This is a genomic window from Snodgrassella sp. W8124, assembly GCF_016100875.1.
Classification (GTDB): Bacteria; Pseudomonadota; Gammaproteobacteria; order Burkholderiales; family Neisseriaceae; genus Snodgrassella; species Snodgrassella alvi.
Genome location: NZ_JACFRP010000008.1, coordinates 1 through 15,710, shown reverse-complemented (window position 1 = coordinate 15,710; position 15,710 = coordinate 1). Strand labels below are relative to the sequence as shown.

Below are 15,710 nucleotides of genomic sequence, written 5' to 3'. Positions count from 1 at the left end.
TGCGATGGAAGAAGGCTTACGCTTTGCGATTCGTGAAGGTGGCCGAACAGTTGGTGCCGGTGTGGTTGCTAAAGTTATCGCTTAAAGTTTTGTAGGCCAGTAGCTCAATTGGTAGAGTATCGGTCTCCAAAACCGAGGGTTGGGGGTTCGAGACCCTCCTGGCCTGCCAAAAAATCAGACTAATCGGCCAATGGTCGGTTAGTCTTTTTTGTATTAATTAAAAGGTGGTTATATGGACAACAAAACATCAAAAGATGTAGGAGCCAAAACCAAAGCACAATTAAAAGCTGAAGCTAAGCAACAGCAGGAGTTGGAAGTCAAACGTAATAAATGGTTTGATTTATTGAAATATCTTCTCTCTGCTATATTGGTTGCCGCTGGTATTGAGGCATTCTATGCTCTTGATGCGCAATTGCCACTTTATATCCGTTATTTATTTCCATTGGTAGGTGTAGTAGCAGCCATTGTAATTGTATTTTTTTGGAGTACGGGTGGACGCAAACTTACTGCCTATGTGCGCGACTGTGTATCGGAAGCCAGAAAAGTAGTTTGGCCAGAGCGTAATGAGGCATTGCGCATGACCCTGTTTGTACTGATATTTGTTGCTGTCTTGTCGTTATTTATTTGGGGTGTTGACAGCCTGATTTCATGGTTGTTATTTGACATCTTTATGAGGAGAAGCTGATCATGGCAAAACAGTGGTATGTTGTACACGCTTATTCTGGTTTTGAAAAAAATGTACAAAAAACCTTAAAAGAGCGCATTGAGCGTGAAGGAATGGGTGAATATTTTGGTCAGATACTGGTGCCGGTTGAAGAAGTTGTGGATATAAAAAACGGGCGTCGCAGTATTACTGAACGTAAATTTTTTCCTGGTTATGTTCTGGTAGAAATGGATATGACCGATGCTTCATGGCACTTGGTTAAAAATACACCACGTGTGACGGGCTTTATTGGTGGAACAGCCAATAAACCATTACCTATTTCAGCTCGTGAAGTGGATGCTATCTTGCATCAGGTGCAAAGTGGAGTAGAAAAACCGAAACCAAAAGTCCTCTTTGATGTTGGTCAGCAAGTGCGGGTAAATGAAGGTCCGTTTAAAGACTTTAATGGCGTTGTAGAAGAAGTCAATTACGAACGCAATAAACTGCGTGTTGCTGTGCAGATATTTGGACGTGAAACACCGGTTGAGCTGGAATTTTCTCAGGTAGAGAAAATTTAACTGCAATAATACAACATAAACTAACCTGTGCTTGTAAGGAAAAGGTTTTTTCTTTATAATCACGGGTCTTGCTTTTGGGGAGCAGCATTTGCTGCGTCATACCCGTTTATTTGGAGTTTAAATCAAGTGGCAAAAAAAATTGTAGGCTATATCAAACTGCAGATTCCTGCAGGTAAAGCCAATCCGTCTCCTCCGGTAGGTCCGGCACTGGGTCAGCGTGGTCTGAATATTATGGAATTCTGTAAAGCCTTTAATGCGGCTACGCAGAATGTTGAGCCGGGTCTGCCGGTTCCGGTAGTGATTACTGCGTTTGCAGATAAATCATTTACCTTTGTAATGAAAACGCCACCGGCTTCTATTTTGCTGAAAAAAGCAGCTGGTCTGCAAAAAGGTAGTTCAAATCCATTAACCCAGAAAGTGGGTAAAGTGACTCGTGCACAATTGGAAGAAATCGCCAAGACTAAAGAGCCTGATTTAACTGCTGCTGATCTGGATGCGGCGGTACGCACCATTGCCGGTAGTGCCCGTTCAATGGGTTTAGATGTGGAGGGTGTGTAAATGGCTAAGCTTTCAAAACGTATGCAGGCTATTCGTGCTGCTGTGGAAACCAATAAATTATATACTATTGATGATGCTCTGAATCTGGTTAAAGCTAATGCTACAGCCAAATTTGATGAGTCTATCGATGTATCTTTCAATCTTGGCATTGATGCACGTAAATCTGACCAACTTGTTCGTGGTTCTGTAGTATTGCCTAAAGGTACCGGTAAAACTGTACGTGTGGCTGTGTTTACTCAGGGCGCTAATGCGGAAGCTGCTAAAGCAGCCGGTGCTGATGTGGTTGGTTTCGATGATCTGGCTGCTGAAGTCAAAGCAGGTAATCTGAACTTTGATGTGGTAATTGCATCTCCTGATGCTATGCGTGTAGTAGGTCAGCTAGGTACTATTCTGGGACCGCGTGGTTTAATGCCAAACCCGAAAGTGGGTACTGTTACGCCAAATGTTGCTGAAGCTGTTAAAAATGCGAAGGCAGGTCAGGTACAGTATCGTACAGATAGAGCTGGTATCGTACATGCAACTATTGGTCGTGCTTCTTTTGATGCCGCTGATCTGCGTGAAAACTTTAACGCATTACTGGATGCCATTGTTAAAGCTAAACCTGCTGCAACAAAAGGTCAGTATCTGCGCAGAATCGCAGTATCCAGCACGATGGGTGCAGGTTTGTGTGTTGACAGCGCTTCTGTAAATAATTAAGAAGTATCTTTGAATTCCGGCAGTTTGGTCTCATATCAGACTGCCTTAAAAATTCATATAAATGTCTTACATTTATATGTTGGGCTACTTAGAAATAAGTAGATGTCCAAGACCGTAGGGAATTTGTGGTAGTAAAACAAATTTTAAAAATTAACCCTACGCAGACGGTAGTCCCGGATAATCTTGTGTAAGCTTTGCTTACGGATGTCTTTTTGGGTTGCCGCGCTGGGTGGAGTGGTATTCATATCGCTCTGATTAAAAACAGTGGGAGGTAGACCTTGAGTCTCAATATTGAAACCAAGCAAGCAGCCGTAGCCGAAATCGTAGCAGCCATTGCTAACGCTCAAACTATGGTTATTGCCGAGTATCGTGGTATCAGTGTTGCCAGTATGACCGAACTGCGTGCCAATGCTCGTAAAGCAGGTGTATACCTGCATGTGTTGAAAAACACATTAGCCCGTCGCGCTGTTGAAGGTACATCATTTGCCGCTCTGGCTGATCAGATGGTTGGTCCGCTGGTTTATGCGGTATCTGAAGACCCGGTTGCTGCTGCAAAAGTACTGCACCAGTTCTCGAAAAAAGATGAAAAAATTGTGCTGAAAGCAGGTTCATATAATGGTGATCTGCTGGATGTTGCTCAGGTGGCAGAACTTGCTTCTATTCCGAGCCGCGACGAATTGCTCGCGAAATTGCTGGGTATTATGCAAGCTCCTGTTTCAGGTTTTGCCCGTGCACTTGCTGCTTTGGCTGAGAAAAAAGCCGGCGAAGAAGCTGCCTAAATTTCATCTGATTTATATTTAAATTTTTATTCTCAATTATTGGAGTTTAATAGCATGGCTATTACTAAAGAAGACATTCTGGAAGCAGTTGGTAACCTGACCGTTATGGAATTAAACGATCTGGTTAAAGCTTTTGAAGAAAAATTTGGTGTATCTGCAGCTGCTTTGGCTGTTAATAATGGTTCTAATAACGGTGCTACAGCTGCCGAAGAAAAATCTGAATTCGATGTAGTATTGACTTCTGCCGGTGCTCAGAAAGTTGGCGTGATTAAAGTTGTTCGTGCTATCACTGGTCTGGGTCTGAAAGAAGCTAAAGATCTGGTTGACGGTGCACCTAAAACTCTTAAAGAAGGTGTTTCTCAGGCTGAGGCTGACGACATTAAAAAACAACTGGAAGAAGCCGGCGCTTCTGTCGAAATCAAGTAATTTCAGTTGCGTTTTACAGGCTGGTAGCTTAGGCTACCAGCCTGCTTTCGCTTGTCTACCCCAAGTGATATTTTATAAATATTTACAAAAAAACCATTAATTTACCTAATTTTACTCTTTTGATATTAACAGTTATCTGAGTATTTATAAAACCTTACTTGCCAAACCTCCCTACTGGAGACTGTACATGTCCTACTCTTTTACTGAAAAAAAACGTATCCGTAAAAGCTTTGCCAAACGTGCGAATGTATTAGAAGTGCCGTTTTTATTGGCTACGCAGTTGGATTCTTATACACAGTTTTTACAGATGGAAACACCCTACGACCAGCGCGCTGATGTTGGTCTTCAGGCTGCTTTTCAGTCTATTTTTCCGATTATCAGTCATAACGGTTATGCCCGCCTTGAGTTCACCCATTATGTATTAGGTGAACCAGTGTTTGACATTCCGGAATGTCAGCTGCGTGGTATCACTTATGCAGCCCCGTTGCGGGCACGTATCCGGCTGGTGATTTTGGACAAAGAGTCATCCAAACCTAATGTGGTTAAAGAAGTTCGTGAAAATGAAGTTTATATGGGTGAAATTCCGTTGATGACACCCAGCGGTTCATTCATTATTAACGGTACTGAACGCGTCATTGTTTCACAGTTGCACCGTTCTCCGGGTGTATTCTTTGAACATGACAGAGGTAAATCACATTCATCTGGTAAATTATTATTTTCAGCACGGATTATTCCTTACCGCGGATCCTGGCTAGACTTCGAATTTGACCCGAAAGATTTGCTGTATTTCCGTATCGACCGTCGTCGTAAAATGCCGGTAACTATTTTGCTGAAAGCTCTTGGGTTTACACCGGAACAGATTCTGGACATGTTCTATGACCGTGAAAGTTACCACCTGTCTAAAGATGGTGTGCATACTGATCTGATTCCGGCACGTCTGAGAGGTGAAACTGCCAAGTTTGATCTGGTAGATAAAGATGGCAAAGTACTGGTACAAAAAGGCAAACGTATTAATGCCAAGAATATCCGTGACATTATTGCTGCAGATATTAAATGGCTGGAAGTTGAACCGGAAAGTCTGATTGGCAAGGTATTGGCTGCTGATGTGGTTGTACCGGATACCGGTGAAATACTGGCTAGATCCAATGATGAAATCACGGAAGAGTTGCTGGCACAGTTTGATATACAGGGAATCAAAGAAATTTCAACGCTGTATATCAATGATCTGGATCAGGGCGGTTATGTTTCCAATACTTTGCGTACTGATGAAACTGAAGGTCAGCAGGCTGCACGTATTGCTATTTATCGCATGATGCGCCCGGGTGAACCGCCAACCGAAGACGCTGTTGAGGCATTGTTTAATCGCCTGTTCTTTAGCGAAGATAGCTATGACTTGTCACGTGTCGGCCGGATGAAATTCAACACCCGTACCTATCAGCAAAAATTGCTGGAAGCACAGCAAGAGTCATGGTATGGCCGTCTGATGACACAAACTTTTGCCAATGCTGATAAAGAAGGCAATCATGTACTGACTATTCCGGATATTGTGTCCGTAATTGCTACACTGGTTGAATTGCGCAACGGACATGGTGAAGTAGATGATATTGATCATTTGGGTAACCGTCGCGTACGGTCTGTGGGTGAGCTGGCTGAGAACCAGTTCCGTAGTGGTCTGTCACGTGTAGAACGCGCCGTTAAAGAACGCCTGAATCAGGCCGAATCAGAAAATCTAATGCCGCATGATCTGATTAATGCCAAACCGGTTTCTGCTGCAATCAAAGAGTTTTTCGGTTCCAGTCAGTTGTCTCAGTTTATGGATCAGACTAATCCGTTGTCTGAAATCACCCATAAACGCCGTGTATCTGCATTGGGACCTGGCGGTCTGACCCGTGAGCGTGCCGGCTTTGAAGTGCGTGACGTACATCCGACTCATTACGGTCGTGTATGTCCGATTGAAACACCTGAAGGTCCGAATATCGGTTTGATTAATTCGCTGGCAGTTTATGCCCGTACCAATAAATACGGTTTTCTGGAAACACCTTATCGCCGAGTTGTCGACGGTAAAGTAACTAATGACATTGATTATTTGTCAGCTATTGAAGAAGGCCGCTTTGTCATTGCCCAGGCGAATGCCGATCTGGATAAAGACGGCCGGATTATCGGTGATATGGTAACCTGCCGTGAAAAAGGTGAAACCATAATGGCAACACCGGATCGCGTACAGTATATGGACGTGGCTACCGGCCAGGTGGTTTCAGTAGCGGCTTCACTGATTCCGTTCCTTGAGCATGACGACGCCAACCGTGCTTTGATGGGTGCCAACATGCAACGTCAGGCAGTACCTTGCCTGCGTGCTGAAAAACCATTGGTTGGTACCGGTATTGAACGCTCTGTGGCTATTGACAGTGCTACAGCTATTGCGGCCAGTCGCGGCGGTGTTGTGGAATATGTGGATGCAAACCGTGTCGTAGTACGTGTTAATGATGACGAGGCTACTGCTGGTGAAGTGGGTGTGGATATTTACAATCTGGTGAAATTCACCCGTTCTAACCAGTCAACCAATATTAATCAGCGTCCTGCCGTACAGAAGGGTGATGTTATCCAGCGCGGTGATGTTATTGCGGATGGTGCTTCTACTGATTTAGGTGAGCTGGCACTGGGTCAGAATATGACTATCGCCTTCATGCCATGGAATGGTTATAACTATGAAGACTCAATTCTGATTTCAGAACGTGTCGTTGCCGGTGATCGTTATACTTCAATTCATATTGAGGAATTGAATGTGGTATCCCGTGATACCAAGCTGGGTGCAGAGGAAATTACCCGTGATATTCCGAATTTGTCTGAGCGTATGCAAAATCGTCTGGATGAATCCGGTATCGTTTACATTGGTGCTGAAGTAGAGGCCGGTGATGTACTGGTAGGCAAGGTGACACCTAAAGGTGAAACTCAGCTTACACCGGAAGAAAAACTGTTGCGTGCTATTTTTGGTGAAAAAGCCAGTGATGTAAAAGATACTTCACTGCGTATGCCTACTGGCATGAGTGGTACTGTTATTGATGTTCAGGTATTTACCCGTGAAGGTATTGAACGCGATAAACGTGCTAAGGCGATTATCGATGCAGAACTGAAACGCTATCGTCAGAATCTGACTGATCAGTTGCGTATTTTCAATGATGATGCTTTTGACCGTACTGAACGCCTGATACTGGGACAAAAAGTCAATGGCGGACCATTGAAACTGGCTAAAGGTGCAGAAGTTACTAAAGAATATCTGGCTTCATTGCCGAGCCGTCATGACTGGTTTGATATTCGTCTGAGTGATGAAAGTATTGCTAAGCAGGTGGAACTGATTAAGGAAAGTTTGCAGGCCAAGCATGAAGAATCAGATGCTCTGTATGAAATCAAGAAGAAAAAACTGACACAAGGTGATGAATTACAGCCGGGTGTACAGAAAATGGTTAAGGTGTTTATTGCCATTAAACGTCGCCTGAAAGCCGGTGACAAAATGGCCGGCCGTCATGGTAATAAAGGTGTGGTATCCCGCATTCTGCCGGTTGAAGACATGCCTTACATGGCTGACGGACGCGCTGTGGATATCGTACTGAATCCGCTCGGTGTACCAAGCCGTATGAATATTGGTCAGATTCTGGAAGTACATCTGGGCTGGGCTGCCAAAGGTATTGGTGAGCGTATTGACCGTATGCTGACAGAAAAACGTGCTGCTGATGATATTCGTGCTTTCCTTGAAAAAGTGTACAACAGCAGTGGTAAGAAAGAGGATTTATCGCAATTTAATGACGATGAAATCATCAATCTGGCTCAGCATTTGCGTAAAGGTATGACTGTAGCTACACCAGTATTTGATGGTGCGGAAGAATCCGAAATCAAAAATATGCTGGCACTGGCTTATCCAGAAGATGATCCAGAAATTCAGAAACTGGGCTTTAATGATACCCGTACGCAGATGACACTGTATGATGGTCATACTGGAGAAGCCTTTGACCGTAAGGTGACTGTGGGTGTAATGCATTATCTGAAACTGCATCATCTGGTTGATGAAAAAATGCATGCTCGTTCTACTGGTCCGTACAGTCTGGTCACTCAGCAGCCGCTGGGTGGTAAAGCTCAGTTCGGTGGCCAACGTTTTGGTGAGATGGAGGTTTGGGCACTGGAAGCTTATGGTGCTGCTTATACTCTGCAGGAAATGTTGACTGTGAAATCAGATGACGTCACCGGTCGTACCAAAATGTATGAAAACATTGTTAAAGGCGAGTACAAGATTGATGCCGGCATGCCGGAATCATTCAATGTGTTACTGAAAGAGATTCGCTCTTTAGGCCTGGATATGGATTTGGAACGTTACTAACCGACACCGGTCGTATACAGTGTGTGAGGCATACTGTATACGGCATCGTCAGGAGCAAATATGAAAGCTTTATCAGACTTATTTAATCCGCTGCAAAATGCCAGTGCCGAAGAAGAATTTGACGCAATTAAAATCGGCATTGCTTCGCCGGATACCATTCGTTCTTGGTCGTACGGTGAAGTGAAAAAACCGGAAACGATTAATTACCGTACTTTTAAACCGGAACGTGACGGCTTGTTTTGTGCCAAGATTTTTGGCCCGATTAAAGATTATGAATGTTTGTGTGGTAAATACAAACGTCTGAAATTTCGCGGGGTAACCTGTGAAAAATGTGGTGTGGAAGTAACCTTGTCCAAAGTACGCCGCGAGCGCATGGGACATATCGAACTGGCTGCACCGGTTGCGCATATCTGGTTTTTGAAATCTTTGCCATCCCGTCTGGGTATGGTATTAGATATGACTTTGCGTGACATTGAACGTATTCTGTATTTTGAAGCTTATGTGGTAACTGATCCGGGGCTGACTTCATTACAGCCGCGTCAGCTGCTCAGTGAAGAAGAATACATTACCAAATATGAAGAGTCTGGCGGCGATTTTGAAGCCAAGATGGGTGCTGAAGGCATTCGCGATTTACTGCGAGCTATGGATATTGCCCATGAGGTTACTGTATTGCGTCAGGAACTGGATTCAACCAGTTCAGATACAAAAATTAAGAAAATTGCTAAACGACTGAAAGTTCTGGAAGCATTTCAGCGTTCCGGTATGAAACTGGAATGGATGATTATGGATGTGCTGCCAGTACTACCACCGGATTTGCGTCCGCTGGTACCGCTGGATGGCGGCCGTTTTGCTACTTCTGATTTGAATGACCTGTATCGTCGCGTCATTAATCGTAACAACCGTTTGAAACGCCTGCTTGAACTGCGTGCACCGGATATCATCGTACGCAATGAAAAACGTATGTTACAGGAAGCGGTAGATTCATTACTGGATAATGGCCGTCGTGGTAAAGCCATGACTGGCGCTAATAAGCGTCCGCTAAAATCCCTGGCAGATATGATTAAAGGTAAGGGCGGTCGTTTCCGTCAGAATCTGCTGGGTAAACGTGTCGATTACTCCGGTCGTTCTGTGATTACCGTTGGTCCGTACCTGCGTCTGCATCAGTGCGGTTTGCCGAAGAAAATGGCTTTGGAACTGTTCAAACCATTTATTTTCCATAAACTTGAACAGTTAGATCCGACCGTAACTACCATCAAAAAAGCCAAAAAGATGGTAGAACAGGAAGAGCCGATTGTATGGGATATTCTTGAAGATGTTATTCGTGAACATCCGATTCTGCTCAACCGTGCACCAACCTTGCACCGTTTGGGTATTCAGGCATTTGAGCCGATTCTGATTGAAGGTAAGGCAATTCAGCTGCATCCGCTGGTATGTACTGCATTTAACGCCGACTTTGACGGTGACCAGATGGCTGTGCACGTACCACTGAGTCTGGAAGCACAGATGGAAGCGCGTACCCTGATGCTGGCTTCGAATAATGTATTGTCACCAGCAAATGGTGAACCCATTATCGTACCGTCACAGGATATCGTATTGGGTCTGTATTATATGACCCGCGACAAAATTAATGGTAAGGGTGAAGGCAGCCTGTTTGCTGATGTAAAAGAAGTACACCGTGCCTACCAGACTCGTCAGGTAGAGCTGGGTACTAAAATTACTGTACGTTTGCGTGAATGGGTGAAAAATGGTCAGGACGAATTTGTACCGGTAGTTAATCGTTATGAAACTACAGTCGGTCGTGCTCTGCTGTCAGAAATTCTGCCAAAAGGTTTGTCTTTCGATCATATTAATAAAACGCTGAAGAAAAAAGAAATTTCTAAGCTGATTAATGCTTCATTCCGTCGCTGCGGATTGCGTGATACTGTCATTTTTGCTGACCACCTGATGTATACCGGTTATGCATTCTCAACTCGTGCCGGTATTTCAATCTGCGTTGACGATATGCTGGTGCCTGAAAGTAAACCACAGTTACTGGCTGAAGCTAATGCTGAAGTTAAAGAAATTGAAGACCAGTACCGTCAGGGTCTGGTAACCAATGGCGAACGTTACAATAAAGTAGTCGATATCTGGGGTCGTACCGGTGACAAGATTGCCAAAGCGATGATGGATAATCTGTCTACTCAGAAAGTAGTTGACCGCGAAGGTAATCTGGTTGATCAGGAGTCATTTAACTCAATTTACATGATGGCTGACTCCGGTGCCCGTGGTTCTGCCGCTCAGATTAAGCAGTTGTCAGGTATGCGTGGTTTGATGGCGAAACCGGATGGTTCCATTATTGAAACACCGATTACTTCTAACTTCCGCGAAGGTCTGACAGTATTACAGTACTTTATTTCTACTCACGGTGCCCGTAAAGGTCTGGCTGATACGGCATTGAAAACTGCTAACTCCGGTTATCTGACTCGTCGTCTTGTTGATGTGACACAAGACTTGGTGGTAGTAGAAGATGATTGTGGTACCAACGACGGTTTTGTGATGAAAGCAGTGGTACAGGGTGGTGATATCATTGAATCATTACGTGATCGCGTACTGGGACGTGTTACTGCTGAAGATGTAGTTGACCCGACCAGTGGTGAAACTTTAGTTGAAGCAGGTACGCTGCTGAACGAAGGTCTGGTTGATCTGATTGATAACTCTGGTGTCGATGAAGTTAAAGTACGTACTCCGATTACCTGTAAAACACGCCATGGATTGTGTGCCAAATGTTATGGCCGAGATCTGGCGCGCGGTAAACTGGTCAATGCCGGTGAATCTGTTGGTGTGATTGCTGCTCAGTCTATTGGTGAGCCGGGTACTCAGTTAACTATGCGTACCTTCCACATTGGTGGTGCTGCTTCACGAGCTGCAGCTGCTAGTCAGGTAGAGGCTAAATCTGGTGGTACGGTTCGTTTCTCCAGCCAGATGCGTTATGTGGCTAATAACAAAGGTGAACTGGTCGTTATTGGTCGTTCATCCGAAATTGTGATTCATGACGATATTGGTCGTGAGCGTGAACGCCATAAAGTACCTTACGGTGCATTATTGCAGGTAAAAGATGGTGGTGTGGTGAAAGCCGGTCAGACACTGGCTACATGGGATCCGCATACCCGTCCGATGATTACCGAGTTTGCTGGTCGTGTCCGCTTTGAAAATATCGAAGAAGGCGTTACTGTAGCTAAACAGACCGATGATGTTACCGGTTTGTCTACACTGGTAGTTATTGATGGTAAACGTCGTTCCTCTACTCAGTCTAAACTGTTGCGTCCGACAGTAAAACTGCTGGATGACAAAGGCGAAGAAATTCGCATGGCAGGAAGTGAAACCGCTGTTTCCATGGCCTTCCCGGTTGGTGCGGTGATTACTGTACGAGAAGGACAGGAAGTGGGTAAAGGTGATGTACTGGCCCGTATTCCTCAGGCTTCATCCAAAACCCGCGATATTACCGGTGGTCTGCCGCGTGTAGCTGAATTGTTCGAAGCACGTACTCCGAAAGATGTGGGTATGCTGGCTGAAGTAACTGGTACTGTTTCTTTCGGTAAGGAAACCAAGGGTAAACAGCGTCTGATTATTACTGATGCAGACGGTGCTGCTTATGAAACCCTGATTTCCAAAGAAAAACAGGTGCTGGTACATGATGGTCAGGTGGTTAATCGCGGTGAAGTGATTGTAGATGGTGCAGTCGATCCGCATGATATTCTGCGTTTGCAGGGTATTGAGGCGCTGGCTCGTTATATCGTGCAGGAAGTACAGGAAGTGTATCGTCTGCAAGGTGTGAAGATTTCCGATAAACATATCGAAGTGATCATTCGCCAGATGCTGCGCCGGGTAAATATTGCCGATGCCGGTGACAGTCACTTCATTACTGGTGAGCAGGTTGAACGCGGTGATGTAATGATTGCCAACGAGAAGTTGCTGGCGGAAGGTAAAGAACCGGTACGCTTTGACAATGTATTGCTGGGTATTACTAAAGCATCATTGTCTACCGATTCGTTTATTTCTGCTGCATCCTTCCAGGAAACTACCCGTGTGCTGACTGAAGCGGCTATTATGGGTAAACGTGACGATTTGCGCGGCCTGAAAGAAAACGTAATTGTTGGTCGTCTGATTCCGGCCGGTACCGGACTGACTTACCATCGCAGTCGCCGCCAGAAATGGCAGGAGCAATTGGCTGCTGAGGCTGCAGAGAAAAGCGAATAAGCTTTAATATTTGTTGTAAATAAAACCGCTGAAAGCCATTCAGCGGTTTTATTTTGCACATGGTTTTATATAGTTGTTTTTTCAACAGATATAAAGCGTTTAAAGTTTGATTATCTTGACCATAATAAAGCAGGAATGTTAGAATACCCGTTTTGCCGGCATGGTGCCGGCATATATTGACTCAACAGGATAAAGAGAAAATATGCCTACTATCAACCAATTGGTACGTAAAGGACGTCAGGCTCCGGTTTACGTCAACAAAGTACCTGCTTTAGAGGCTTGTCCTCAAAAACGTGGCGTATGCACCCGTGTATACACCACTACTCCGAAAAAACCTAACTCAGCGCTGCGTAAAGTATGCAAAGTGCGTTTGACCAACGGTTATGAAGTGATTTCATATATCGGTGGTGAAGGCCACAACTTGCAGGAACACAGCGTAGTACTGATTCGCGGCGGTCGTGTAAAAGACTTGCCGGGTGTGCGTTACCATACTGTACGCGGTTCTCTGGACACTGCAGGTGTTAAAGACCGTAAGCAGTCCCGTTCTAAATACGGTGCTAAACGTCCTAAATAATCGGACGCATCGGCAGATTATCTGTCGAGTAAGTGAATATTTACATAAATATTCGCGGGCTATGCCCAGCTGAATAGTTTAAGGAAATTGAAATGCCAAGACGTAGAGAAGTCCCAAAACGTGACATATTGCCAGATCCGAAATTCGGCAGTATCGAATTATCCAAATTCATGAATGTGCTGATGATTGACGGTAAAAAATCTGTAGCAGAACGCATTGTATACGGCGCTCTGGAACAGATTGAAAAGAAAACCGGCAAAGAAGCCATTGAAGTGTTTAACGAAGCCATTGCCAATGCCAAACCGGTGGTAGAAGTAAAAAGCCGTCGTGTTGGTGGTGCTAACTATCAAGTTCCTGTTGAGGTTCGTCCTGCCCGTCGTCTGGCTCTGGCCATGCGCTGGGTACGCGATGCGGCTCGTAAACGCGGTGAAAAATCCATGGATTTGCGTCTGGCTGGTGAATTAATTGATGCGGCCGAAGGTCGCGGCGGTGCATTGAAAAAACGTGAGGAAGTACATCGCATGGCTGAAGCCAACAAAGCCTTCTCTCACTTCCGCTTCTAATGCAGAAAGGCAATTATCGTGGCTCGTAAAACCCCTATTGAGCAATACCGCAATATCGGTATTTCTGCACATATTGATGCTGGTAAAACCACCACTTCAGAACGTATTCTGTTTTACACCGGCATGACTCACAAACTGGGTGAAGTGCATGACGGTGCAGCCACCACCGACTGGATGGAGCAGGAACAGGAACGTGGTATTACCATTACCTCTGCTGCTGTTACCACCTTCTGGAAAGGTATGGCAGGTCAGTTTAAAGAACACCGTTTAAATATTATTGATACCCCGGGACACGTAGACTTTACCGTTGAAGTAGAGCGTTCTATGCGTGTACTGGACGGTGCGGTAATGGTTTACTGTGCCGTGGGTGGTGTACAGCCTCAGTCTGAAACTGTATGGCGTCAGGCCAATAAATACAAAGTGCCTCGCCTGGCTTTTGTAAATAAAATGGACCGTCAGGGTGCCAACTTCTTCCGTGTGGTTGAACAGATGCAGACCCGTCTGCGTGCGAATCCGGTACCGGTTGTGATTCCGGTAGGAGCTGAAGACGGTTTCGAAGGTGTGGTGGATTTGCTGAAGATGCAGGCTATCGTATGGGATGATGCAACTCAGGGTTTGAAGTTTGAGTATGCTGATATTCCTGCTGACCTGAAAGACGTTGCCGAAGAATGGCGCGAAAAAATGGTTGAAGCTGCAGCAGAAGCCAACGAAGAACTGATGGAAAAATACCTCGGCGGTGAAGTGCTGAGCGAGGATGAAATCGTTGCTGCCCTGCGTGCACGTACACTGGCCGGTGAAATTCAGCCGGTACTGTGCGGTTCAGCATTCAAGAACAAAGGTGTACAGCGTCTGCTGGATGCTGTGGTTGAGTATCTGCCAAGCCCGACAGACATTCCGCCAGTAGCCGGTGAAAAGCCGGATGGTGAAAAAGACAGCCGTAAAGCTAGCGACGATGAGAAATTCTCTGCGTTGGCATTTAAACTGATGAACGATAAATACGTTGGTCAGCTAACTTTCATCCGCGTGTATTCTGGCGTGGTGAAATCCGGCGATACTGTAGTGAACTCTGTTAAAGGCACTAAAGAACGTATTGGTCGTCTGGTACAGATGAAAGCCAATGATCGTGATGAAATCGAAGAAGTACGTGCCGGTGACATTGCAGCTGTAATTGGTCTGAAAGATGTAACTACTGGTGAAACGCTGTGTGATACTGACGCTCCGATTATTCTGGAACGTATGGAATTCCCGGAACCGGTTATCCACGTAGCAGTTGAACCAAAAACTAAAGCTGACCAGGAAAAAATGGGTCTGGCTCTGAACCGTCTGGCTAAAGAAGACCCGTCTTTCCGTGTGAAAACAGATGAAGAATCTGGTCAGACTATTATTTCCGGTATGGGTGAATTGCATCTGGAAATTATTGTAGACCGTATGAAACGTGAATTTGGTGTAGAAGCCAATGTGGGTGCACCACAGGTAGCTTATCGTGAAACCATCCGTAAATCAGTGGAATCCGAAGCCAAATACGTGAAACAGTCTGGTGGTAAAGGTCAGTATGGTCATGTAGTGATCACTATGGAACCTCTGGAACCGGGTGGTGTAAACTACGAATTCATCGACGAAATTAAAGGTGGTGTGATTCCACGTGAATTTATTCCGTCTGTGGATAAGGGTATTCGTGATACCATGACTAATGGTATTCTGGCCGGTTATCCGGTTGTGGATATCCGTGTGCGCCTGACTTTCGGTTCATACCATGATGTGGACTCTTCGCAAATCGCGTTTGAATTAGCCGGTTCTATGGCATTCAAAGACGGTATGCGCAAAGCTTCTCCGGCACTGCTGGAACCTATCATGGCGGTTGAAGTAGAAACACCGGAAGACTACATGGGTGATGTAATGGGCGACTTGAATCGTCGTCGTGGCATCGTGCTGGGTATGGATGATGATGGTATCGGCGGCAAGAAAGTTCGTGCCGAAGTACCACTGGCAGAAATGTTCGGTTACTCAACCGACCTGCGCTCTGCTACTCAGGGGCGTGCTACTTACTCCATGGAGTTCAAGAAATACGCTGAAGCACCAAATAATGTAGCCGAGCAGGTAATTGCTGCACGTAAAGGCTAACTTATTTACCGATAACCTGAAAGTACCTGTACTTTCAGGTTATCATCGTTCTTTAATGATCTTTATTCAAGGAAACTTAGCTCATGGCTAAAGAAAAATTCGAGCGGAGCAAACCGCACGTAAACGTTGGCACCATTGGTCACGTTGACCATGGTAAAACCACTTTG

General features: G+C 45.2%; 12 protein-coding genes, 1 tRNA gene and 1 pseudogene. All 14 read left to right on the top strand.

Translation table 11 applies throughout. The features are described from left to right. Window positions 1-85: pseudogene (locus H3U73_RS10540) on the top strand (elongation factor Tu); the annotation flags it as partial. 8 nt (window positions 86-93) lie between these two features. Continuing rightward, window positions 94-169: transfer RNA gene (locus H3U73_RS10535), tRNA-Trp, on the top strand. 63 nt (window positions 170-232) lie between these two features. Continuing rightward, window positions 233-685: a preprotein translocase subunit SecE gene (secE, locus tag H3U73_RS10530; RefSeq protein ID WP_078474521.1), complete on the top strand. Its 453-nt coding sequence runs from the start codon at window positions 233-235 to the stop codon at window positions 683-685. 2 nt (window positions 686-687) lie between these two features. Next, complete coding sequence (gene nusG / locus H3U73_RS10525; protein ID WP_025329893.1) at window positions 688-1,221, top strand: transcription termination/antitermination protein NusG; 534 nt, start codon at window positions 688-690, stop codon at window positions 1,219-1,221. 126 nt (window positions 1,222-1,347) lie between these two features. Continuing rightward, entirely contained in the window at window positions 1,348-1,779 is a 432-nt protein-coding gene (rplK, locus tag H3U73_RS10520) for a 50S ribosomal protein L11 (protein WP_025329894.1), read from the top strand. Continuing rightward, entirely contained in the window at window positions 1,780-2,475 is a 696-nt protein-coding gene (gene rplA, locus H3U73_RS10515; RefSeq protein WP_084551070.1) for a 50S ribosomal protein L1, read from the top strand. A 278-nt stretch (window positions 2,476-2,753) separates the two neighbouring features. Then, on the top strand, window positions 2,754-3,254 hold the full coding sequence (gene rplJ / locus H3U73_RS10510; protein ID WP_025329896.1) for a 50S ribosomal protein L10: 501 nt from the start codon (window positions 2,754-2,756) through the stop codon (window positions 3,252-3,254). 54 nt (window positions 3,255-3,308) lie between these two features. Continuing rightward, window positions 3,309-3,680, top strand: a complete 372-nt coding sequence (rplL, locus tag H3U73_RS10505) for a 50S ribosomal protein L7/L12 (RefSeq protein ID WP_025329897.1) — start codon at window positions 3,309-3,311, stop codon at window positions 3,678-3,680. Between the two features lie 187 nt (window positions 3,681-3,867). After that, a complete protein-coding gene (gene rpoB / locus H3U73_RS10500; RefSeq protein WP_174829725.1) occupies window positions 3,868-8,049 on the top strand; it encodes a DNA-directed RNA polymerase subunit beta in 4,182 nt (1,393 codons plus the stop codon). Window positions 8,050-8,109: 60 nt separating this feature from the next. Next, the gene (gene rpoC, locus H3U73_RS10495; RefSeq protein WP_096766339.1) at window positions 8,110-12,285 is read left to right on the top strand and encodes a DNA-directed RNA polymerase subunit beta'; all 4,176 of its coding nucleotides are present in this window, start codon (window positions 8,110-8,112) and stop codon (window positions 12,283-12,285) included. Between the two features lie 202 nt (window positions 12,286-12,487). After that, window positions 12,488-12,859, top strand: a complete 372-nt coding sequence (gene rpsL, locus H3U73_RS10490) for a 30S ribosomal protein S12 (protein ID WP_025329900.1) — start codon at window positions 12,488-12,490, stop codon at window positions 12,857-12,859. Between the two features lie 92 nt (window positions 12,860-12,951). After that, the gene (gene rpsG / locus H3U73_RS10485; protein ID WP_025329901.1) at window positions 12,952-13,422 is read left to right on the top strand and encodes a 30S ribosomal protein S7; all 471 of its coding nucleotides are present in this window, start codon (window positions 12,952-12,954) and stop codon (window positions 13,420-13,422) included. Between the two features lie 18 nt (window positions 13,423-13,440). After that, window positions 13,441-15,543, top strand: a complete 2,103-nt coding sequence (gene fusA, locus H3U73_RS10480) for an elongation factor G (protein ID WP_084564576.1) — start codon at window positions 13,441-13,443, stop codon at window positions 15,541-15,543. An 83-nt stretch (window positions 15,544-15,626) separates the two neighbouring features. Then, window positions 15,627-15,710, top strand: an 84-nt coding sequence (locus H3U73_RS10475; RefSeq protein WP_002252039.1) for a GTP-binding protein, incomplete at its 3' end; no start/stop codon positions are given.